Raw genomic sequence first — 22,446 nt, 5'->3', positions numbered from 1 at the left:
CTTTTCAAAGCACTCATGAGGACAGGGCCATGCGCATCATCCCCCTGCTGGGCACGCAACTGGGCATCTGGCTGGCGGATCAGGTCGCGGCCCGGAAGAACGCCTATGTCATCGCGCACGCCATCGAGTTGAACGGCGCCATCGACGCCGCGCGCCTGTCGCGGGCCATCCGCGACGGGTTGGCGGAGGCCGACACGGTGACCGCGCGCTTCACCGAGCAGGACGGCCGCATCGTCCAGATTCCGGGCAGCGGTGCGGTGGCCGATCCGGAGCGCGTGGACCTGACCACCGCCACCGACCCGGAGGCGGCGGCGCGCGCCGTCATGGCGAACGATCTGGCCGGCGACCTGCCCGCCGACGGCGACCGTCCGCTGTGCCGCCAGATCCTGTTCGACGTCACCGGGGCGGACGGGGCGCCGCGGTGGATCTGGTACCAGCGCTACCACCACATCATGCTGGATGGCTACAGCTTCAACGCGCTGACGCGCCGCATCGCAGAATTGTACGGAGCGGCTGTCGAGGGGCGGACGCCGGCCCCCTGCCCCTTCGTCTCCGTCGCCGCGGTGGCGGAGGAGGAAGCGGCCTATCTCGCCTCCGACGCGCTGGTCCGCGACCGCGCCTATTGGAGCGGGCTGTGCGGGGACTTTCCGGCCCCGCTGACCCTCTCGGTCCGGGGGGCCAAGCCGACCGAGCAGCAGGCGACGTCGGAGGTGGTGGCCCACGCCGCCGCCCTGCCCGACCCGCTGGCCCGCGCGCTCGCCAGGCTGGCCGAACATTGCGGCGTGTCGGTCGCCGATCTGGCGATGGCCGGCATCGCCGTCTATCTGCACCGGCTGTCCGGCGACCCTCGTCCGGTGGTGGGCGTGCCCTTCATGCGGCGCATGGGCTCCGCCGCCGTCCATGCCATGGCTCCGGTGGTCAACGTGCTGCCGGTGCGCATCGACCTGGCGGAGGCCGGCACGCTGGCCGAGGCTGCCGGTCGGGTTCGCTCTGCTCTGCGGGAGGCGCGCCGGCACCAGCGCTACGACGCGGAGCGCATCCCCCGCGACCTGGGGCAGGTCGGGTCGGGCAAGGCGCTCTACGGCCCGGTGGTCAACTACCGCCTGTTCGATTACGACCTGAACTTCGCGGGTGTGGAAGCGATTACCCACCATCTGGCGACCGGCCCGGTGGACGACTTCGAGTTCGGGCTGATGACCCGCGGCAGCGGCATCTCTTTGGAGCTGCGCGCCGACCGCAACCGCTACGATGCCGCCGAACTGGCCCGTCACGCCCGGCGCCTGATCCGGCTGCTCGACGCCGCGGTGGCCGGCGCTCCGCTGGCCAGCCTGCCGGTGACGGACGCCGACGAGGACGCCGCCATCGCCGCTTGGTCCAGCGGTCCCGTCTTCGCCGCGCCGGAGCGCCCGGCGACCCTGGTGGAGGTTCTGGACCGCCAGTCCGCCGAGACGCCGGAGGCCACGGCGCTGGTGTTCGGCGACACCCGCATCCCTTTCGCGGAGTTGTCGGGCGCGGTGTCGCGGCTGGCGCGGCTGTTGATCGCGCGCGGCGTCGGTCCCGGCGACGTGGTGGCGGTGGCGGTTCCGCGCTCCGCCGACGCGGTGGTCGCCATGCTGGCCGTGCTGGCGAGCGGCGCCACCCACCTGCCGCTGGACCTCGACTATCCCAGCGAGCGGCTGGCGATGATGTGCGAGGACGCCGGGCCGCGCTGCGCGCTGACCTGGGCCTCGGTGGCCAGGCGGCTGCCCGCCGGGCTGGAGGCGCTGTGCCTGGACGACGCCGATCTGCTGGCCGCCTGCGCCGCCCTGCCCGGCGGCCCCGTCGCGGCGGCGGAGCGCAAGGCGCCCCTGACGCCCGGCCACGTCGCCACCATCATCTTCACCTCCGGCTCCACCGGGCGTCCGAAGGGGGTGATGAACACCCACGGCGCGCTGCTGAACCTGCTGCTGTCGCACACGGCGACGGTCTTCGGTCCGGCGCTGGAGGCCGTCGGGCGCCGCCACGGCGTACGGGCCTTGAGGGCCGCGCACACCCACTCCTTCGCCTTCGATTCCTCCTGGCTGCAAATCTTCTGGATGCTGCTGGGGCAGGAGCTTCACGTCTTCGACGAGGAGATGCGGCGCGACGCCCACGCGCTGGTCCAGGAGGTGCGGGGCCGGTGCATCGACGCCATGGACCTGCCGCCCTCCTTCTGCGCGCAGATGCTGGCCTGCGGCCTGATGGAGCCGGGGCACCACCAGCCGACGTTGATCCTGATCGGCGGTGAGGCGGCCTCTCCGGCCCTGTGGGCGGAGCTCCGCGGCCATGCCGATCTGATGGCGGTGAATCTCTACGGCCCGACCGAGAACACGGTGGACACGCTGCGCGCGCCCGTCACGGTGGCGGAGCGGCCGGTGGTCGGGCGCCCGGTCGGCAATGTGCGGGTCCATGTGCTGGATACCCGGCTGCGCCCGGTGCCGGTCGGCGCCGTGGGCGAACTGTACATCGGAGGCGCCGGTCTGGCGGCGGGCTATGTGGGCCGTCCAGGGCTGACCGCCCAGCGCTTCGTCGCCGATCCGTTCGGGTACGGCGGGCGGCTCTACCGGACCGGCGATCTGGTGCGCTGGACCGATGACGGGCAGATCGACTTCATCGGGCGCGCCGATTACCAGATCAAGGTCCGCGGCTACCGCATCGAGATCCCGGAGGTGGAGGCCGCCCTGCACCGCCTGCCCGGCGTGTCCGGCGCGCTGGTGGTGGCGGAGGCGGTGAACGGCAGCCACCGGCTGATCGCCTATTGCACCCTGGCCGAGGGGGCGGATCGGACGTCCCGCGACCTGCTGCACGGCTTGCGCGAGCGGTTGCCCGACTACATGGTGCCCTCGGCGCTGGTGGTGCTGGACGTTTTCCCGCTGACCGTCAACGGCAAGGTGGACCGGGCGCGCCTGCCCGCCCCGGCGGCGGAGAGCGGTGGTGCTGCCCCCGCCACTTGGGCGGAGGCGCTGCTTTGCCAAGCCATGGCGACGGTTCTGCAATTGCCGTCGGTGGGCGCGGATGCCGATTTCTTCGCGCTGGGCGGCGACAGCATCAGCGCCATCGCGCTGGGCAGCGCGCTGCGTGCCCACGGGTTCGAGTTGCGCCCCCGCGACGTCTTCGCCGGACGCGACCCGCGGCGCATGGCGCTCGCCCTGAAGGCGCTGGTTTCGGAACGCCGGACCGTCACCGCGCCACCCGCCGTCGATCGTGCGGCGCTGGAGGCCCGCCATGGCCCGGTCGCGGCGGCGGTGCCGCTGCTTCCCTTGCAGAAGGGCATGCTGTTCCAGAGTCAGCTTGGCGGAAAGGCCAGCGCCTACAACGCCTTCACCGCGCTCGACCTCGACGGGCCGCTGGACGCGGAGCGGCTGGAGCGGGCCTTCGACGCGGTGCTGCGCCGCCATCCGCAGCTCGCCGGGCTGTTCGACCATGACGTCGGCGGCGACCCGCTGCTGGTCATCCCCGCCCTGCCGGACGGCGGCGCCGGGCTGTGGCCCTTCGAACGGCACGACCTGTCGGACGAAGCGCCGGACGCCCGCGCCGTGGAGCTGGCCCGCATCGAGGCGGCGGCGGCGGAGCGCGCCAACCCGACCGACCGCTTCCTGGGTATGGTGAAGGCCATCCTCGTCCGCACCGCGCCCGACCGTCATCGGCTGCTGATCGCCGTGCATCATCTGGTGGTCGACGGCTGGTCCACGCCGCTGCTGCTGCGCGACCTGCTGACCGCATACGCGCAGGGCCCCGACGCACTGCCGCCCCTGGCCGTCGGCTATCCGGCGGTGGTCAACGGCCTGCTGGCCCGCGACCGGGCCGCGAGCCGGGACGCCTGGGGCGCGGTGTTGGCCGGGGCCACCCCGACCGTGCTGTTCGACCCGGCCCGGTCTGGCGGCGACACGCCGATGGAGGAGTCTGAACTGGCCCTGCCGGCGGAGCTGACCGCCGCTCTCCTCTCCCGGCTGCGGGCGGAAGGGCTGACGCTGAACGCGCTGATGCAGGCGGTGTGGGGGCTTGTGCTGAGCAATCTGGCGGGGCGCGACGACGTGCTGTTCGGCACGCCGGTCTCCGGACGCTCTGCCGCCGTTCCCGGCCTGGAGGAGCAGGTCGGCCTGTTCCTGAACACGGTGCCGGTGCGGGTGGCGCTGGACCCGGCGCGGCCGTTGTGGGAGCAGCTTCCGGCCGTCCAGCAGCGCCACATCGCCTTGATGGAGCATGACGGCCTGGGCCTGTCGGAGCTTCAGGCGATGGCGGGCGGCGCCGCGCTGTTCGACACGCTGCTGGTGGTGGAGAACTACCCGGACAGCGGATACGAGGCTTTCGACCTCGGCGGCGTCCGCATCTCCGGCGTCCACAACCGCGGCTACAGCCACTACCCGCTGGCCCTGCTGGTCCTGCCGGGCCGTGAACTGACCCTGCTGGTGGAGAACCGCGGCGCGGTGCCCGGCGCGGCGGCGCTGGCGGAGCGGGTCCGCGGCCTGCTGACCACGCTGGCCCGCCACCCCGAGACGCCCGTGGCCGCCCTGCCAACCCTGACGGAGGAGGAGCGGCGGCACCTCGCCGCGGTGAACGCCACCGCGCGCGCGGTGCCCCGGACCACGCTGCGCGATCTGTTGGCCGAGCAGGCGGCGCGCACGCCGGACGCCCTCGCCCTGGTCGACGAGCGGGAGAGCCTGACCTTCCGCGACGTTCGGGGACGGGTGACCGCTCTGGCCAAGCGGCTGCGCGCCCTGGGCGTGCGCCCCGGCGACGTGGTGGCGGTGGGCGTGCCGCGCTCCGCGTCCCTCAGCCTGTCGATCCTCGCGGTCATCGAGGCGGGGGCGGCCTATCTGCCGCTCGACCTCGGCTATCCCGCGGAGCGGCTGGCCTTCATGCTGTCCGACGCGCGCCCGCGCGCCCTGATGACCGACGCGGCCTCGCGCCCGCTGTTCGGCGACGCGGTGCCGGTGCTGTTTGTCGATGAGGACGGCGGGGCGGGGGATGAAACGCCTGTCCTTGCGGACGGACTGACGCCGGAGCATCCGGCCCCCGAACACCCGGCCTACGTCATCTACACGAGCGGCACCACCGGGCGGCCCAAGGGCGTGGCGGTGTCGCACGGCGCCATCGTCAACCGCATCCTGTGGATGCAGAACGAATACCCGCTTGGGCCGAACGACGCGATCCTGCAAAAGACGCCCTGCGGCTTCGACGTGTCGGTGTGGGAGTTCTTCTGGTCCTTCCTGGTCGGGGCGCGGCTGGTCATGGCGCCGCCCGAGGCCCACCGCGACCCGGCGGCGCTGGTCCGGCTGATCGAGGATCACCGCATCACCACGATCCACTTCGTGCCGTCGATGCTGGCCCTGTTTACGGACAGCGTGGTCGAAAGCCACGGCCCCGATGCGCCGGTCTGCGCCTGCCTGACCCGCGTCTTCTGCAGCGGCGAGGCGCTGGGGCGGAGCCTGCCGCGCGCCTTCGCCGGCCGCTTCGGCGCGGCGCTGCACAATCTCTACGGCCCGACCGAGGCGGCGGTCGACGTGACCTATTGCCCGGCGTCGGGTGGCTGGATCGAGGGGGACGGCGGCGTTCCCATCGGCCGGCCGGTGTGGAACACGCAGCTCCGCATCCTCGACCATGCCCTGCGCCCGGTGCCGCCGGGCGCGGTGGGGGAGTTGCACCTGTGCGGCGACCAGCTCGCCATCGGCTATCTCGGTCGCCCCGGCCTGACCGCGTCGCGCTTCGTCGCCGATCCCTTCGATCCGGGGCGGCGCATGTACCGCACGGGCGACCTCGCCCGTTGGCTGCCGGACAGCTCGGTCGAGTATCTGGGCCGCACCGACCATCAGGTGAAGATCCGCGGCCAGCGCATCGAACTGGGCGAGATCGAGAGTGCGCTGGCCGCCCTGCCCGGCGTGGCGCAGGCGGTGGTGACCGCCGTGGCGCTGGGCGACGGCGGGTCCGAACCCGGCATGGACCGGCGCCAGCTCGTCGCCCATCTCGTTCCGGCGGCAGGGCAAACAGTGGACGAGGCCGCCATCCGCGCCGCCCTGCGGGACACGCTGCCGCCGCACATGCTGCCCGCCGCCTATGTGACGCTGGACGCGCTGCCTCTGTCGCCGAACGGCAAGCTGGACCGCAAGGCCCTGCCCTTGCCCGCGGTGGGTGCCCAGGGGGCCGCCCAGGGGGCCGCTGCGGGCCGTCCACCGGCACCGGGGCTGGAAAGCTGGCTGGCAGTCCTCTTCGCCAACCTGCTGGGACTGGCGCGCATCGGCGCGGACGACGATTTCTTCGCCATCGGCGGCCATTCGCTGCTGGCGATGCGGCTGGCGGCGCGCATCCGCCGCGACCTGGGCCAGCCGGTGGCGGTCAGCCAGATCATGGTCGCCCCCACCGTCGCCCGGCTGGCTGCGCTGCTGGCCGAAACGGGTGGGCGGGACGAGCCGGAGAATCTCGGTTTCGCGCCGGTGATCCGCCTGCGCAACGGGTCGGGGCCGCCGCTGATCTGCCTCTATCCGGGGTCGGGCCTGTCCTGGCAGTACAGCGTCCTGTCGCGTTACTTGAGCGGCGACCGGCCCATCGTCGGCCTGCAATCGCCGCGCCCCAACGGCCCGCTGGCGCTCAGCGCCGACCTCGACGAGCTGTGCGACCGCCAACTCGCCATCCTGCGCGAGGTGCAGCCGCAGGGCCCTTACCATCTGCTGGGCTATTCGCTGGGCGGCACGGTCGCCTACGGCCTGGCGGTGCGGCTGCGGCGGCTGGGCGAGCGGGTGGATTTCCTCGGCCTGCTAGACACCTATCCGGCGGAGGCGCACGACTGGAGCGGGCTGGGACGCACCGACGCCGATCAGGCGGCCGAGCGGGAGCAGGAACAGTTCCTGGCAAACGCCCTGGCCGACGTGATGGACGAGGCGCTGCGGCGGGAAAAGGTGGACATGTTCGGCCACATCTTCGGCAACTACAAGGACGCCGTGCGGGTCCTGTCCAAGGCCGTCACCCCGACCTACGACGGCGAGCTGACACTGTTCGTGGCGGAGAAGTCGATCCCGCCGGAGATTGATCGCGAGGGAAGCTGGACGGGTCGCGTCGGGCGCCTGTCCGTCCACCGTCTGTCCCACTGCTCGCACGAGGACATCATCGCCCCGGCGTCCCTGCGGATCGTCGGCCCCCTGCTCGACCGGGTGATCACGGCGGCGACGGCCGGGGTGGAACCGGTCCGTGCCGCGGCGGGCGGATGAGAAGGGACGGGCGAGTGAAGCGCCTGATGTTCGTGGGGATGGCGATGATGGCTCTGAACGCCTGCACGGGAGCACCGGATGGCTCCCCCCTGGTTCTCAATCGTCCCGTGTCAGGCACGGAACGCGGCGCCGTCCATTCAATGGACCTCGACGACGGCGACTATGTGGAAGGCGTGCTCGATTCCGGAACGGACGCGGCGGAGCTGCGGCTGGTCGACCGGGATGGACGCCCGGTCCGGCTGCTGCTGAACGGAACGGCGGGGCAGGTGGTCTTCCGCTTCGTCGCCGGACCCGGCACCGCGGCGCTGCGGGTCACACCGCGCGGGGCCGGCGGCTATCGACTGGCGCTGACCCGCCGCATCGCCGTGGCGGACCAACATCCGGTCCTTCAAGGGCATCCGAGCCCGACCATCGCCGCCCTCGCGGAGACGGTGAAGCGCGGCGGCGGCACCGATGCCTTCTGGCAGGACGTCGCCCGGCGCGGCACGCCGTTGGTGGAGCCGCTGATCGACCCGCCGGGTTCGGAGCAGGTCATGATGACCTTTCTGGCGCGGGGAGCGCGCCGCAATGTGCGCCTGCTGGGTGGTCCGAACTCCCGCCACGAAACCTTCGAACGGCTCGGCGGCACCGACGTCTGGTTCAAGAGCTACGTCGTCCCCGTCTCCACCCGTCTGTCCTACCAGATCGCGCCGGACGTGCCGGACTTTCCGGGAACCTGCCGCGAATGCCGGATGGCGATCCTGGCGCAGCTTCAGGCCGATCCGCTGAACCAGCGCCCCTGGCCGGCTGACGCGCCCGACCCCTACAATCAGGTTTCCCTGGTGGAACTGCCCGGCGCCCCGCCCCAGCCGGGCTTCGAAAGCGGATGGGCGGAACCGGCCGGACAGCTCGTTGCCGAACGGTTCACAAGCCACATTCTGGGCAACACGCGCGACGTCGCGGTCTATGCGCCCCCCGGAGTCGATCCGGCGGGGAATGACACGGTTCTGCTGCTGCTCTTCGATGGGCCGGACTATCTCGATCAGCGCGCGCCGGTTCCAACCATGCTCGACCGGCTGACCGGCGATGGCCGCCTGCCGCCGACCGTCGCCGTTTTCGTCGCCAACCCCACCGCCGATGCGCGTGAGCGCGAATTGCCGGGCAATCCCGCGTTCGCCGCGATGCTCGCCGACGAGCTTCTGCCCTGGTTGAGCGATCGGATGGGCATCCGGCCCCGGCCCGACCGCACGGTGCTGGCCGGGTCCAGCTATGGCGGGCTGGCGGCGGTGTCCGCGGCGCTGGCCCGTCCGGACCGCTTCGGAAATGCGCTGTCGATGTCCGGCTCCTTCTGGTGGCATCCGGCCGATGCACCGCCCGACCGACCGGAGCATGTGGCCGGTCTGGTGGCGTCGGGCGACCGGCGGCCGGTGCGCTTCTTTCTCAGCGCCGGCCTGTTCGAGAGCGGAAGCGACGGCGAGATCGGCATCCTTGAAAGCTCCCGCCACCTGCGGGACGTGCTGGAAGCCAAGGGCTACGCGGTCGCCTACCGGGACTACGCCGCCGGGCACGACCTCTTCGCCTGGCGCGGTGCGCTGGGCGACGGACTGCTGACGCTGTTCGGCGTGGCGCGGCCTTGATGGTTGGTGGAGATCTGTTGCCGGGCCACCGTTCCGCCCCACCAAAGCTTCATCGACTTCGGCCCGGGCTGTGCTTAGATTGAGCAGCTTGGCCCGCTCCATTCGTGTACGGGCCGTTCCCACTGCGTCGATGGACCGACCATGGACAAACTGCACGCGATGCGCGTCTTCGTTCGCGTCGTCGAGGTCAACAGCTTCACCAAGGCCGCCGACACGCTGGGCCTGCCGCGCGCCTCGGTGACGACGACCATACAGAATCTGGAGGCGGCGCTGGGCGTGCGCCTGCTCCAGCGGACGACCCGCAAGCTGAGCCTGACGCTCGACGGCGCCGCCTATCTGGAGGGCGCCACCCGCATCCTGTCCGACCTGGAGGAGATCGAAACCTCCTTCACCAGCGCCCGCAAGACGCCGCGCGGGCGGCTGCGGGTGGACATGCCGGGCTCGGTCGGGCGGCTCATCATCATCCCGACCATCCACGAGTTCCACGCCCGTTACCCCGACATCGAGATCATGATCGGGATGAGCGACCGCCCCATCGACCTGATCCAGGAGGGGGTCGACTGCGTGCTGCGCGTCGGCGAACTGTTGGATTCCAGCCTGATCGCCCGCCGGGTCGGCGCCTTCCGCCCGGTGACCGTCGCCAGCCCGGCCTATCTCGCCCGCCACGGCACGCCCCGGACCATCGAGGAGTTGGAGGGCCACACCGCCGTCAACTACTTCACCCGCACCGGCAAGATGCACGAGATGAGCTTCGAGCGCGACGGCGTCACCCACGAGGTGAAGCTGAACGGCCCGGTCTCGGTTAACGACGCCGACGCCTACGTCACCTGCGCGCTGGAGGGGCTGGGCATCGGGCAGATCGCCCGCTTCATGGCGCTGCCCCACCTGCGCAGCGGCGCCCTGGTGGAGATCCTGAAGGACTGGCGCCCGGCGCTGATGCCGATCTCCGCGCTCTACCCGCACAACCGCCACCTGTCGCCCAAGGTCCGCGCCTTCGTCGACTGGGTCGCCGAGCTGTTCGAGGGCTGCCCGCTGATGCAGGGCGAGGAGATCGACGGCTACGAGTGCCCGGAGCGGGAGAAGCCCGTGCCGGCTCCCGCCGCCGCCGAGCCGGAGGACGCCTGCCTCTGTGTGATGTGAGTATGCAGACCGGATTGTTCATCCGATCCGAATTGTGTTGCCGTTGACCGCGTATTTATTCCGACCGGCGTAACGCCCACACTCCCTCCTGTTGCAATGCGGGAGGGGTGCCGGGGCACCGTCGGATCATGGGCCGCTCGTCGGATCAGTCGAACACACGCACTACCGGAACGGAGCCATGCCGGCTCGCGGTCGATGACCGGACCATCGCCGGCCACGCCCAGGACATCCGGCTGCGGCTCTACCGGCCGCTGATCGGGCTGACCGTTCCGGCCCTGCTCTACCTGCACGGCGGCGGCTTCACCTCCGGTTCGCTGGAGGAGGCGGAGACCGCCGCCGCCGCCATCGCGGAGAGCGTGCCGGCGCTGGTCGTCTCGGTCGGCTATTCGCTGGCCCCGGCCCACTGCTTTCCCACCGCCGCCCACGACGCCCACCAAGCGGCGTTGTGGACGCTGGCCGAGGCGCGCGACCTGAACATCGCCACGGGCGGGCTGGGCGTCGCCGGGCACGACGCCGGCGGCCATGTCGCCGCCTCGCTGACCTTTCTGGCGCGCGACCAGGGCGAGGTCGACATCCGCGCGCAGGCCCTGCTCGGCCCGATGCTCGACCCCAGCCTGACCCGCGCCGGCGACGCCCAGGCGATGCAGTGCGACGTTCCGGCCACCGCCTACGCCCGCTGCTACCGCGCCTATCTGCCCGAGGCGGCGCAGCGCGTGCACCCCTACGCCGCGCCGCTGGATTCGCGCCGGCTGGCCGGGCTGCCGCCGACGCTGATCGTCACTGCGCAGAAGGACGTCCTGCGGATCGAGGCGGAGCAGTACGCCGCCAACCTGATCGCAGCCGGCGTGCCCACCGAGGTCACCCGCTTCCCCGCTATTTCGCACGCCGCCCTGCCGGGCCACCGCCCGGCGCTGCTGGCGGTTGCCGACTTTTTCCGCCGCCGTTTGTCCCCCGCGGACGGCCGCGGCGCCCTCGTCTGACTCCTCCAGGAGAGTGATCCCATGTCGTTGTCTCCGTCCAAGCTCGCCCTCCTTCTCGCCGTTGGCGCCGCGACCGCCGGTGTCGCCGGTGTCGTCGCCACCCAGGGCCACGCCGACGCCCCCGCGGCGGCCACCGCCGCCCCGCCGCCGCCCGAGGTGGACGTGGCGCCGGTCGTCGCCCGCAAGATCACCGACTGGCAGTCCTACTCGGGCCGCCTGGAGGCGGTGGACCGGGTGGAGGTGCGCCCGCAGGTGTCCGGCGCCATCACCGCCGTGCATTTCCGCAACGGGGCTTTGGTAAAGAAGGGGGATCCCCTCTTCACCATCGACCCGCGCCCCCACGTCGCCGAGGTCGCGCGCGCCGAGGCCCAGGTCACCGCCGCGCAGGCCGCGGTGCGCTTCACCGCCGCCGACCTCGACCGCGCCCAGCGGCTGGTGCAGAACAACACCGTCTCGCGCCAGACGCTGGATGAGAAGGAAAACGCCGCCCGCGAGGCGGCCGCCAACCTGAAGGCGGCGCAGGCGGCGCTCGACCTCGCCCGCATCGACCTGGAGCACACCCAGGTCACCGCACCCATCTCCGGCCGAGTCTCGCGCGCCGAGGTGACGGTGGGCAACGTCGTGGCGTCGGGCGCCTCCGCCGCCCCGTTGACGACCCTGGTCTCGGTTTCGCCGATCTACGCCTCCTTCGACGTCGACGAGCAGACCTACCTGCGCCACATCGCCAGCGTGAAGGACGCCGCCGACGTGCCGGTCCAACTCGGCCTCGCCAACGAGAACGGCTATTCGCGCGGCGGCACGGTGGAGCATGTGGACAACCGGCTCGATTCCGTGTCCGGCACCATCCGCGTGCGCGCCAAGTTCGACAATCCGGACGGGATGCTGGTCCCCGGCCTCTACGCCCGCGTCAAGGTCGGCGGCAGCACCCCGCACGACGCGCTGATGGTCGAGGACCGCGCCATCAACACCGACCAGGACAAGAAATTCGTCCTGGTGGTCGGCGGCGACAACACCGTGCAGTACCGCGAGATCATCCCGGGTGCCGCGCAGAACGGGCTGCGGGTGGTCAAGAGCGGCCTCGCCGCCGGGGAGCGCATCGTCGTCAACGGCATCCAGCACGCCCGGCCCGGAGCCCGCATCAGCCCGAAGACCGTGGCGATGGGCAAGCCGGCGGACGCCATCGAGACCGCCGCGAACCAGTAACAGCCCCGCCCCCTGCCCAACCGTCCGCCGCACCGCGGGGGACGGAGGGGGCCTTGCATCCAAACTCCATGCCGCCCGCTGGGAAGGCCATCATGAACATCTCGAAATTCTTCATCGACCGCCCGATCTTCGCGGGCGTGCTGTCGGTGGCGCTGTTCCTGGCGGGAGCGATCTCGCTGTTCCAGTTGCCCATCTCCGAATACCCCGAAGTCGTTCCGCCGTCGGTCGTCGTGCGCGCCCAGTTCCCGGGCGCCAACCCCAAGGTCATCGCTGAAACGGTCGCCTCCCCGCTGGAGGAGCAGATCAACGGCGTCGAGAACATGCTGTACATGCAGTCGCAGGCCAACAGCGACGGCAACATGGCGCTGACCGTGACCTTCCGGCTGGGCACCGACCCGGACAAGGCGCAGCAGCTCGTGCAGAACCGGGTGGCCCAGGCGCTGCCGCGCCTGCCGTCCGACGTGCAGCGGCTGGGCGTGACGACGGTCAAGAGCTCGCCCACCCTGACCATGGTCGTGCATCTGCTGTCGCCCAACGACCGCTACGACATGACCTACCTGCGCAACTACGCCATCCTGAACGTCAAGGACCGGTTGAGCCGGATCAGCGGCGTCGGCGAGGTGCAGGTGTGGGGCGCCGGCGACTATTCCATGCGCGTCTGGCTCGACCCCAACAAGGTCGCCCAGCGCGGCCTGACCGCGTCCGACGTGGTGGCGGCGATCCGCGAGCAGAACGTCCAGGTCGCGGCGGGTGTCATCGGCGCCTCCCCCTCCCTGCCCGACACGCCCCTGCAGCTCTCGATCAACGCGCAAGGCCGCCTGACGACGCCGGAGGAGTTCGGCGCGATCATCCTGAAGACCGGCGAGCAGGGCGGCGTCACCCTGCTGCGCGACGTCGCCCGTGTGGAGCTGGCGGCGGCGCAGTACGGCCTGCGCTCGCTGCTCGACAACAAGCCGGCGGTGGCGCTGGGCATCAACCAGTCGCCGGGCGCCAACGCGCTGGCCATCTCCGACGCCATCCGGGCGACCATGGCCGATCTCAAGGCCGACATGCCGGACGGCGTCGATTACAGCATCGTCTACGACCCGACGCAGTTCGTCCGCTCCAGCATCGACGCGGTGATCCACACGCTGCTGGAGGCCGTCGCCCTGGTCGTGCTGGTGGTCATCGTCTTCCTCCAGACCTGGCGCGCCTCGATCATCCCGCTGCTGGCGGTTCCGGTGTCGATCGTCGGCACCTTCTCGCTGATGCTGGCGCTCGGCTACTCGATCAACGCGCTGTCGCTGTTCGGCATGGTGCTGGCCATCGGCATTGTCGTGGACGACGCCATCGTCGTCGTCGAGAACGTCGAACGCAACATCGAGAACGGCCTGTCCGCCAAGGAGGCCACCTACCGCGCCATGCAGGAGGTCAGCGGCCCGATCATCGCCATCGCGCTGACGCTGGTCGCCGTCTTCGTCCCGCTGGCGGCCATGAGCGGCCTGACCGGCGAGTTCTACAAGCAGTTTGCGATGACCATCGCGATTTCCACCGTCATCTCCGCCTTCAACTCGCTGACCCTGTCGCCGGCCCTGGCGGCGGTCCTGCTGCGCGGCCACGACCAGCCGCAGGATTGGCTGACCCGCGCCATGAACAAGGTCTTCGGCGGCTTCTTCCGGCTGTTCAACCGCGTCTTCCACCGCGCCTCGACCGGCTACGGCCGCGGCGTCGGCGGGGTGGTGCGGCACAAGGGGCTGATGATGCTGGTCTATGTCGGGCTGCTCGGCGTCACCGTGCTGCTCGGCCGCACCGTGCCGATGGGCTTCGTCCCGGCGCAGGACAAGGAATACCTCATCAGCTTCGCCCAGCTTCCCAACGGCGCCTCGCTCGACCGCACGGAGGCGGTGATCCGCGAGATGACCGACATCGCGCTCGCCCGCCCCGGCGTGCAGAGCGCCGTCGCCTTCCCCGGCCTGTCGGTCAACGGCTTCACCAACAGCTCCAGCGCGGGCATCGTCTTCGTCACGCTGAAGCCCTTCGCCGAGCGCAAGGACCCGTCGCTCTCCGCCGCCGCCATCGCCGGTGATCTGCAGAAACGCTACGCCGGCCTGAAGGAAGCCTTCGTCGCCATCTTCCCGCCACCCCCGGTGATGGGCCTCGGCACGCTGGGCGGCTTCAAGATGCAGATCGAGGACCGCGGCGCGCTGGGCTACGAGGCGCTGAACGCGGCGGTCGGCTCCTTCCTGAAGAAGGCCATGGAAACGCCGGAGCTGGGGCCGGCCTTCTCCAGCTATCAGATCAACGTGCCGCAGCTCGACGTCGATCTCGACCGCGTGAAGGCCAAGCAGCAGGGCGTGCCCATCGGCGAGGTGTTCGACACCATGCAGATCTATCTCGGCTCGCTCTACGTGAACGACTTCAACAGCTTCGGCCGCGTCTACCAGGTCCGGGTCCAGGCCGACGCGCCCTTCCGCGCCGAATCCGCCGACATCGGCCTGCTGAAGACGCGCAACGCCCAGGGCGACATGGTGCCGCTCTCCTCGCTGGTCACCGTCAAGCAGAGCTACGGGCCGGAGATGGTGGTCCGCTACAACGGCTACACCGCCGCCGACATCAACGGCGGCCCGGCCCCCGGCTATTCGTCGGGCCAGGCACAGGCGGCGGCGGAGCGCGTCGCGCAGGAGACCCTGCCGCGCGGCGTGCGGTTCGAATGGACCGACCTGACCTATCAGGAAATCCTGGCCGGCAACGCGGCGCTGTGGATCTTCCCCATCAGCATCCTGCTCGTCTTCCTGGTGCTGGCCGCCCAGTACGAGAGCCTGACCCTGCCACTGGCCATCCTGCTGATCGTGCCGATGAGCCTGATGTCGGCGCTGGCCGGGGTGTGGCTGACGGGGGGCGACAACAACATCTTCACGCAGATCGGCTTCATGGTGCTGGTCGGCCTGTCGGCGAAGAACGCCATCCTGATCGTCGAGTTCGCCCGCGAGCTGGAGCATCAGGGGCGCAGCGTGGTCCAGGCCGCCATCGAGGCCAGCCGGCTGCGGCTGCGGCCCATCCTGATGACCTCCATCGCCTTCATCATGGGCGTGGTGCCGCTGGTCACCTCCACCGGCGCCGGCGCCGAGATGCGCCACGCGATGGGCGTGGCGGTGTTCGCCGGGATGATCGGGGTCACCCTGTTCGGCCTGATGCTGACACCGGTCTTCTACGTCCTGCTGCGTACGATGGTCGGGGCCGGCAAGCCGGCGGCGGTGCCGACCGGCCCGGCGCTCGCCCACGGGCATGGGGACGACTGAGCGTTCCGGAGAGTGCCTTCGCCTTAACCGCGGCGGGGAGCGGGGCCGAACGCCCCGCTCCCCGCCGCGTCGTTTCTTCGCCCACCCTTCCCCTGCTTGCTCTGGCACAACGAACGGCGACGCTCCCGCCGGCACTCTCACCGTCACGCACCGCCCATTCGCTGGCGGCCCCGGTTGGAGACCTCGTCATGTCCAGTGCAGCCATCAGCACCACCCTGTACCGCCATCACCACGCCACCGTCGGGCAGCTCGTCGACCGGATCGACTCCCTGCTGGCGGCACCGTCTCCGGTGGCGAACGCCGCCGCCCTCGCCACGGCGGTCCGCGACCTGTTCGGCGTGTTCACCGTCCATCTGTCGCTGGAGGACAGCGCGCTCTACCCGCGCCTGCTGGCCCACCCGACCCCGGCGCTGCGCGCCACGGCGGCGCGCTTCCAGGCCGAGATGGGCAGCCTGCGGGCGCGCTTCGACCGCTACCGGTCCAGCTGGCCCGGCCCGCTGGCGGTGTCCAAGGACCCGGAGACCTTCGTCCGCGAAACGCGGGAGGTGGTGACCGCGCTCAAGCACCGCATCGCCCGCGAGGACCTGGAGCTGTACGACGTCATCGACCGCGCCGCCCTCGCCGACAAGACGGCGAACCGCTGAGGGCGTCTCCCCCGAACCGCCCGAACCGCCGCGCCCGCCATGGCGAGCCGGCGGCGAAGGCCTCACCCCTCGGCCGCGATGGCCCGGGCGAACTCGTCGAGCAGAGCGTCGGTGTCCAGCCCATAGTCGTCCGCCACCTCGGCGATCGTCTGGAAACGCGCCATGGGGCAGCCCGGACAAGCCATCCGGTGCTTGAGGAACACGGGAATGGTCGACGGCCAGCGCTCCAGCACATCCTCGACAAGGTCGGAGGACGAGGGCAAGGCCGCGGTGGCGCAGTGTGATGGCGGGGCGATCATCCCGGCACCGTAGCACACCGGAACGCGCGTCTCTTTGCGCCGGCGCAAACGGAACGAAGGGTCCGCCCCGTCTATTTCCCGCCCGGCTTGGAGGCGTCGTCCGGCTTTTCCGGCTTGGGCAGATCCTCGGCGATGGCGACCAGGGCGTGCGGCTGGCGGATCGTCACCTGCTGGCGCCCGCCCTCGACGATCCCCTGCCCCTCCCAGCCGCTGAGGATGCGGCTCACCGTGTGCAGCGTGGTCCCGGTCATCTCCGCGATGTCCTGGCGGGACAGCGGAAAATCGATCTCGACGCCGTTCCCCACCCGGCGGCCAGCCTGACGCACCAGACGCAGGAGCGCGTGGGCGACCCGCCGCTCGACCCGCTCGGTGGACAGCTCGCGCAGGCGGGTCTGCACCTCCTGCAGGCGGCGGCCGACGATGTCCAGGGCGTTCAGCGCGATGCGAGGGTAGCGCTCCATCAGCTCGCCCATCGTGGCGGCGGTCCAGTGGACGCCGACGCAATCGACCGTGGCGAGCGCGTCGGCAGGGTAGATGCCGCCCGAGAAGACTGCGGCCGTGCCGAACATCTCCCCCGCGCCGATGTAGCGGACCACCAGCTGCTGCCCGTCGGCCCCGGTCTGGACGATCTTGACCCGCCCGTCGATCAGCGCGTGGCAGAGGGCCGCCCGGTCGCCCTGGGAAAAGATGGTGGTTCCCTTCTCGATCCGCCGGGTCTGGGCGGACCGGACAATCTCGGCCAGGGCCGCCGCGTCCAGACCGGAAAACAGCCGCAGGCCACGCAGACTGGCGGGATCGGGGGAAAGCGGCGTCATCGGACCATCCTCAAAAGGCCGTGCCGCCCACCCTTGCGGGCAGCCGTCACGGAAAGGTTGCCTTCCAAGATGACCGCCCGCGCGCCGCGCCGCAACCCGCCTGCGCTCCGCTTGAAACTCGAAGCCGGGACCAAGGTCTCAATTTGTCCTGGAACAAAGAGCCGATAGGACCGGTCCTTTAGGCTTGCCGCCACATCGCAACCCTTCGGACCTCCCCCATGCAGATCGCCGAACAGTCCACCGCGGCCGAGCCGGTCATCGACGTCCAGTCCATTCCGCCCCACCAGCGCCACCCGCTGATCCTCCAGGCCACGCAGGATCTGGCGCCGGGCCGCGGCTTCGTGCTGGTCAACAACCATGACCCGCGACCGCTCTATCTCCAGGTCCAGGCGCTGTTCGGCGATGCGGTGAGCTGGACCTATCTGGAGCGCGGGCCGGAGCGCTGGCGGGTCCGCATCGGGCGGCCCGAGTCCGGGACCGCGCCGGCGACCTCCCTGCGGGTGCGCATCGGGCGCGGTGGGCACGCGAGCGCGGTCGCCGCCGAGACGCCGCTCGGCGTGGCGGACGGCGGGCTGGTCTGCGAGATCACCGACTGCCCGCCGGGCACCAGCGCGGAGCAGGTGCTCGACCTGATGCAGGGGGTCATCCCACCGGCCGGGCAGCTGCACTTGTCTTACGAGCGTCTGGTCGCCCGGCGCTCCGGCTCCTGCTGCGGCGGCATGTGCGGCTGATCGCCCCAGGCGGTGTTTCGGGACCTTGGGCTTGACCGTCATCAAGGATGGTATGACCACCGGGCTGTATTGCCGAAGCCCGGCGGGCTCCGCCCGCCACACGACCATTCCGAAGGGAAGGAGACAGGCGTATGCGCGATCCCGGCTTTATGGCTCAGGATAAGGCCCAGGAGATGGCCCCGGACACCCGTGCCCGCGACGTCGAAGTCCAACTGACGCGGGCCGGGCTGGGGTTCGCGCGGCGACTCGGCGACCGGGCCGGCGGCCTGCTGCTCGACCGGCTGCTGCGGATTCTGGAGGCGCGCCACCCGCGCGCCTTCGCCGCCCTCGGCGAGCTGCCCGACGCCCGCCTGCTCATCGATCCGGTGGACGCGCCCGCCGCCTTGCTGCTCCGCGTCGGCCCCACCCTCGCCCTGCGGGTCTGCGACCGCACCGCCGAGGCGGAGGCCACGGTGCGCGGCCCCTGCGCGCGGTTGCTCGACCTGCTGGAAGGGCGCATCGACGGCGACGCGCTGTTCTTCCGCCGTGAACTCTCCATCGAGGGCGACACCGCGCTGATCCTGGCGCTCCGCAACACGCTGGACGGCGAGGAGATGGACCTGTTCGGCGACGTCGCCGCCGCGGCCGGTCCGCTGCGGCACGCCCTGCCCGTGGCGCGGCGCAACGCCGGGCGGGCGCTCGACCTGCTCGCCACGGCGCGCCGTTTCGCCCCGCCGCCGGTGCGCTGGGGCATGACCATGCTGGAGCGGCGGCTCATCGGCCCGCGGCAGGGAGCGTAACGGCATGGGGTCCTTCGAACTGATCTGCCCGGCGGGCAACCCCGCCGCGCTGCGCGCCGCCGTGGACGCGGGCGCCGACGCCGTCTATCTGGGCTTCCGCGACGAGACCAACGCACGCAACTTCCCCGGCCTGAACTTCTCGCGGCCGGAGCTGGCCGAGGCCATCGCCTACGCCCACGCGCGGTCGGTCCAGGTCTTCGTCGCCATCAACACCTACCCCCAGGCCGGCAACCTCGCCCCCTGGCAGCGCGCGGTGGACGACGCCGCGCGGCTGAAGGCGGACGCGGTCATCCTCGCCGACCTCGGCCTGCTCGACTACGCGGCGAAGCATCATCCGGAGCTGCGGCTCCACCTGTCCGTCCAGGCCTCCGCCGCCAACGCCGAGGCGATCCGGCTCTACCGCGAGGCCTTCGGCGTGCGGCGGGTCGTGCTGCCCCGCGTGCTGACCGTGCCGGAGATCGCCCGGCTGAACGCCGAGGTCGACGTGGAGACCGAGGTCTTCGTCTTCGGCGGCCTCTGCCCGATGGCGGAGGGGCGCTGCTCGCTGTCCTCCTACGCGACCGGGCTGTCGCCCAACAAGCAGGGCGTCTGCTCCCCGGCCAGCCATGTCCGCTACGAGCCGCGCGGCGAGGCGCTGGCGTCGCGCCTCGGCGGCTTCACCATCAACGTCTTCGGCGCCGGGGAACCGGCGGGCTACCCGACGCTGTGCAAGGGCCGCTTCGTGCCCGGCGGCGGCACCTCCCGCGATCCGGCCTACCTGTTCGAGGAGCCGACCAGCCTCAACGCGCTGGCCCTGCTGCCGGAGTTGAAGGCCGCCAAGGTGTGCGCCCTGAAGATCGAAGGGCGCCAGCGCGGCAAGGCCTACATCGCCGCCGTGGTCGCCGCCTACCGCCGGGCGCTGGACGCGTTCGACCGCGGGCTGCCCGTGCCGGCGCTCGACCTGGAGGCCATGGTCGAGGGCGGGGCCCAGACCACCGGCGCCTACACCCGCGCGTGGCGCTGAGGAGTTGCGTTCATGAAACCCACCCTGACCCTTGGCCCCGTCCTGTTCAACTGGCCGGCGGAGCGTTGGCGCGACTTTTACGCCCGCATCGCCGACGAGGCGCCGGTCGACGCCGTCGTCGTCGGCGAGATCGTCTGCTCCAAGCGCGCGCCCTTCCTCGCCCCGGTCATGGACGAGGTGATCGCCCGTCTGGCCGCCGCCGGGAAGGAGGTCTGGCTCGCCAGCCCGATCCTGGTCGGCAGCGACCGCGAGCGCACGGCGATGCGCGACCTCGTGGAGAGCGACCTGCTGCCGGTGGAGGCCAACGACATGGGCGCGCTGGCCCTGCTGGAGGGACGCCGCCACGCCGTCGGCCCCTTTATCAACAGCTACAACGAGGCGACGCTGGCGTGGCTGGCCGGGCGCGGCGCCGTCGCGGTGTCGCTGCCGGCGGAGCTTCCCGCCGCCTCCGTCGCCATGATGGCGAAGACGGGGGCGGCGCTCGGCCTGTCCATGGAGGTGCAGGTGTTCGGGCGGGCGCCGCTCGCCATCTCCGCCCGCTGCTACCACGCGCGGGCGCACGCGCTGCACAAGGACGGCTGCCAGTTCGTCTGCGCCAACGATCCGGACGGCATGCCGGTGAGCACCGTCGACGGCCAGCCCTTCCTGTCGGTCAACGGCACGCAGACGCTGTCGCACGGCTATCTGGCGCTGGCGGCGGAGATCGACCGGCTGCGGGCGATGGGCATCCAGCGCTTCCGCCTGTCGCCGCAGGACCTCGACATGGTCGCCGTCGCCACGGCCTTCCGCTCTGTTCTGGACGGCGAGCGCAGCGGACAGGACGTGATGGCGGAACTGCGCGGCATGACCGCGGTCCCGCTGGAGAACGGCTTCTTCCACAACATGGCGGGTGCGGCCTACGCCGACGCCCCGGCCGCCTGACGCGCCCGCCATCCGATGTCCGCCGGACCGTCGCTTCCCGCGTGGCCGGCTGACTTTTGAGTCCGTTGAACGAGGAAACCCCTATGAAGCGCATGTTTGCCCTGCTCGCCTTCGGGCTGGTTGCGTCGTCCCCCGGCTTTGCCGCCGCGCAGGACGCCGCCGCCGGCGAGAAGGTGTTCAACCAGTGCAAGGCCTGCCACACCATCGAGGCCGGCGGCCCCAACCGCGTCGGCCCGAACCTGCACGGCGTCGTCGGCCGCAAGGCCGGCTCCGTCGAGGCTTACAAGTACTCCGACGCCATGAAGAACGCCGGTGCCTGGGATGAGGCGACGCTCGACGCCTATCTGGCGGACCCGAAGGGCGCCGTTCCCGGCAACAAGATGGCCTTCGCCGGCGTGAAGAATGAGCAGGCCCGCAAGGACTTGATCGCCTTCCTGAAAAAGAACAGCTGACGAAATAAGCACGTTTCCTTGACGGCTTGACCGCCGTCAAGGATGGGAGGGCAACCAGCCGCTAGGATAACCGCACGATCGTTGATCGATTGCGTCCCGCTGGACGAGTAACCTCCCGTTTTTCTGCCCCCTTCAAGCCCATCGGCTCTTCGCCGGTGGGCTTTTTTCCGCTCAAGGATGGCCACGGACGAGAGGGCGGCCGGTCCGCCGGGAGGCGCGCGGTCCGCTGGTCGAAGGATTACGACAAGGCTACGCGGGACAGGTCACTGTCGTCTTACGCACTTTCGAGTGCTGTCCGCCATATACCTCGTCCGAAGCGTGGACGTCCTGTGCCCCCAAGTCCTAGCATGAACTGGATCATTGCAGACACGTTCCGGCTTGTCGCTGGCGTCGGGCCGTCGACCGTTTCGGCGCGAGACGCTGTATCCATTGCAACAGCCTTTTTGGCACAGGGAGGCCTGACATGGTCGACATTCCGTGCCGATTGCCCAGACTAGCGGTCGGAGCAACCATTGCTTCGTTGATGGTCACCGCGTTCGCGCACGCCGCGGCCGACGGGCCGGGCAGAGTCGGCTTCGGGCGCCGCCTGGTCGAAGAGGTCTGCGGCGAATGCCACCGCGTCTCGCAGCCCCCAACAGCCAAGCCGCCTCCCATGCAGGAGGATCTTGCTGCGCCAGACTTGGTGGAGCGCATGCGCGATCCCGGGATCACGGAAATGGCTCTGCGCAGTTATCTGCAGACATCCCACCCCGTCATGCCGAACATCCGCCTGTCCAGAGAAGAAACGGACGATGTCGTCGCCTACCTGATGTCCCTGAAGGGAGGCTTGCCATGAAAACGGGCCTGTGCGCGGGGGTGCTGGTGGTGGCGTTTCCCATGGCGGACGTGAGCCAGGCGGCGGACGCGGAAGCCGGCAGAAGCATTGCCGACCGTTGGTGCGCCGCCTGCCACGTAATCCCGGACGGCGATGCGGACAGCCGTGCCGTACGCGGCACCGACGCGGTGCCGACCTTGTCCAGCATCGCGCGCGATCCAAACCACAATCCGAATTGGCTGCGGCAATGGCTGATCTTTCCTCATCCGCCGATGCCCGACCTGAATCTTACACGATCGGAGACCGATGACGTCATCGCCTATCTGCAAGCGATGGCGCGCTAGGTCCGGCTCTTCCTCCCTGATCGTCGATCGGGCCACTCTCTCTCCCGAAAGCAGCCAATCCGCTTTGGGAAAGTGCATGTGACGGGGGATCAGCTCTTGATCGTGGACCCGTGATCCGAAGCGACCTGTCTATCCGCTTCCATCCGCTAGTGTGCCAGCGAGACGCCCATGACTCGCCGGAATGTTGTGCTGAAGGCGCTGTCCGGC

The 22,446-nt window shown here is 70.7% G+C and carries 16 protein-coding genes; 14 read left to right on the top strand and 2 right to left on the bottom strand.

The window, feature by feature from the left end; all coding sequences use genetic code 11:
- The first annotated feature begins 29 nt into the window (after positions 1–29).
- The 7 genes from FHW79_RS12580 to FHW79_RS12550 all read left to right on the top strand — a co-directional run bounded on the left by FHW79_RS12580 (position 30) and on the right by FHW79_RS12550 (position 16,081).
- The gene (locus tag FHW79_RS12580) at positions 30–7,220 is read left to right on the top strand and encodes a non-ribosomal peptide synthetase (protein WP_183179245.1); all 7,191 of its coding nucleotides are present in this window, start codon (positions 30–32) and stop codon (positions 7,218–7,220) included.
- A gap of 14 nt (positions 7,221–7,234) precedes the next feature.
- Positions 7,235–8,836: an alpha/beta hydrolase-fold protein gene (locus tag FHW79_RS12575; protein WP_348984132.1), complete on the top strand. Its 1,602-nt coding sequence runs from the start codon at positions 7,235–7,237 to the stop codon at positions 8,834–8,836.
- Between the two features lie 141 nt (positions 8,837–8,977).
- Entirely contained in the window at positions 8,978–9,976 is a 999-nt protein-coding gene (locus tag FHW79_RS12570) for a LysR family transcriptional regulator (RefSeq protein WP_183179244.1), read from the top strand.
- A gap of 128 nt (positions 9,977–10,104) precedes the next feature.
- On the top strand, positions 10,105–10,956 hold the full coding sequence (locus FHW79_RS12565; protein ID WP_183179243.1) for an alpha/beta hydrolase: 852 nt from the start codon (positions 10,105–10,107) through the stop codon (positions 10,954–10,956).
- A 21-nt stretch (positions 10,957–10,977) separates the two neighbouring features.
- The gene (locus FHW79_RS12560; RefSeq protein ID WP_183179242.1) at positions 10,978–12,159 is read left to right on the top strand and encodes an efflux RND transporter periplasmic adaptor subunit; all 1,182 of its coding nucleotides are present in this window, start codon (positions 10,978–10,980) and stop codon (positions 12,157–12,159) included.
- 92 nt (positions 12,160–12,251) lie between these two features.
- Positions 12,252–15,437, top strand: a complete 3,186-nt coding sequence (locus FHW79_RS12555) for an efflux RND transporter permease subunit (RefSeq protein WP_183179241.1) — start codon at positions 12,252–12,254, stop codon at positions 15,435–15,437.
- Positions 15,438–15,625: 188 nt separating this feature from the next.
- The gene (locus FHW79_RS12550; protein WP_014199267.1) at positions 15,626–16,081 is read left to right on the top strand and encodes a hemerythrin domain-containing protein; all 456 of its coding nucleotides are present in this window, start codon (positions 15,626–15,628) and stop codon (positions 16,079–16,081) included.
- Positions 16,082–16,143: 62 nt separating this feature from the next.
- Here the strand turns inward: FHW79_RS12550 and FHW79_RS12545 are convergent, their stop codons facing one another.
- Together FHW79_RS12545 and FHW79_RS12540 are read right to left on the bottom strand one after the other, a co-directional pair.
- Entirely contained in the window at positions 16,144–16,398 is a 255-nt protein-coding gene (locus tag FHW79_RS12545; RefSeq protein WP_211108254.1) for a DUF1858 domain-containing protein, read from the bottom strand.
- Positions 16,399–16,451: 53 nt separating this feature from the next.
- The gene (locus FHW79_RS12540) at positions 16,452–17,195 is read right to left on the bottom strand and encodes a Crp/Fnr family transcriptional regulator (RefSeq protein ID WP_183179240.1); all 744 of its coding nucleotides are present in this window, start codon (positions 17,193–17,195) and stop codon (positions 16,452–16,454) included.
- 218 nt (positions 17,196–17,413) lie between these two features.
- Here FHW79_RS12540 and FHW79_RS12535 point away from each other — a divergent pair, with 218 nt between their 5' ends.
- The 7 genes from FHW79_RS12535 (at position 17,414) to FHW79_RS12505 (ending at position 22,239) form a co-directional block, all read left to right on the top strand.
- A complete protein-coding gene (locus FHW79_RS12535) occupies positions 17,414–17,926 on the top strand; it encodes a DUF2249 domain-containing protein (RefSeq protein WP_183179239.1) in 513 nt (170 codons plus the stop codon).
- Between the two features lie 149 nt (positions 17,927–18,075).
- Entirely contained in the window at positions 18,076–18,705 is a 630-nt protein-coding gene (locus FHW79_RS12530) for an SCP2 sterol-binding domain-containing protein (protein WP_247884335.1), read from the top strand.
- A gap of 4 nt (positions 18,706–18,709) precedes the next feature.
- A complete protein-coding gene (locus FHW79_RS12525) occupies positions 18,710–19,708 on the top strand; it encodes a peptidase U32 family protein (RefSeq protein ID WP_183179237.1) in 999 nt (332 codons plus the stop codon).
- Between the two features lie 12 nt (positions 19,709–19,720).
- A complete protein-coding gene (locus tag FHW79_RS12520; protein WP_183179236.1) occupies positions 19,721–20,629 on the top strand; it encodes a U32 family peptidase in 909 nt (302 codons plus the stop codon).
- 83 nt (positions 20,630–20,712) lie between these two features.
- Complete coding sequence (locus FHW79_RS12515; protein WP_183179235.1) at positions 20,713–21,081, top strand: cytochrome c family protein; 369 nt, start codon at positions 20,713–20,715, stop codon at positions 21,079–21,081.
- A 463-nt stretch (positions 21,082–21,544) separates the two neighbouring features.
- Complete coding sequence (locus FHW79_RS12510) at positions 21,545–21,916, top strand: c-type cytochrome (protein WP_183179234.1); 372 nt, start codon at positions 21,545–21,547, stop codon at positions 21,914–21,916.
- Entirely contained in the window at positions 21,913–22,239 is a 327-nt protein-coding gene (locus FHW79_RS12505; RefSeq protein ID WP_183179233.1) for a c-type cytochrome, read from the top strand. The genes FHW79_RS12510 and FHW79_RS12505 overlap by 4 nt, the downstream gene beginning before the upstream one ends.
- Positions 22,240–22,446: the final 207 nt, after the last annotated feature.

Origin of the sequence: Azospirillum sp. OGB3, from assembly GCF_014192915.1 — a bacterium.
Classification (GTDB): domain Bacteria; phylum Pseudomonadota; class Alphaproteobacteria; order Azospirillales; family Azospirillaceae; genus Azospirillum.
Note: the sequence above shows the minus strand (reverse complement) of the source record. Positions and strands in the feature narration are given on the sequence as shown.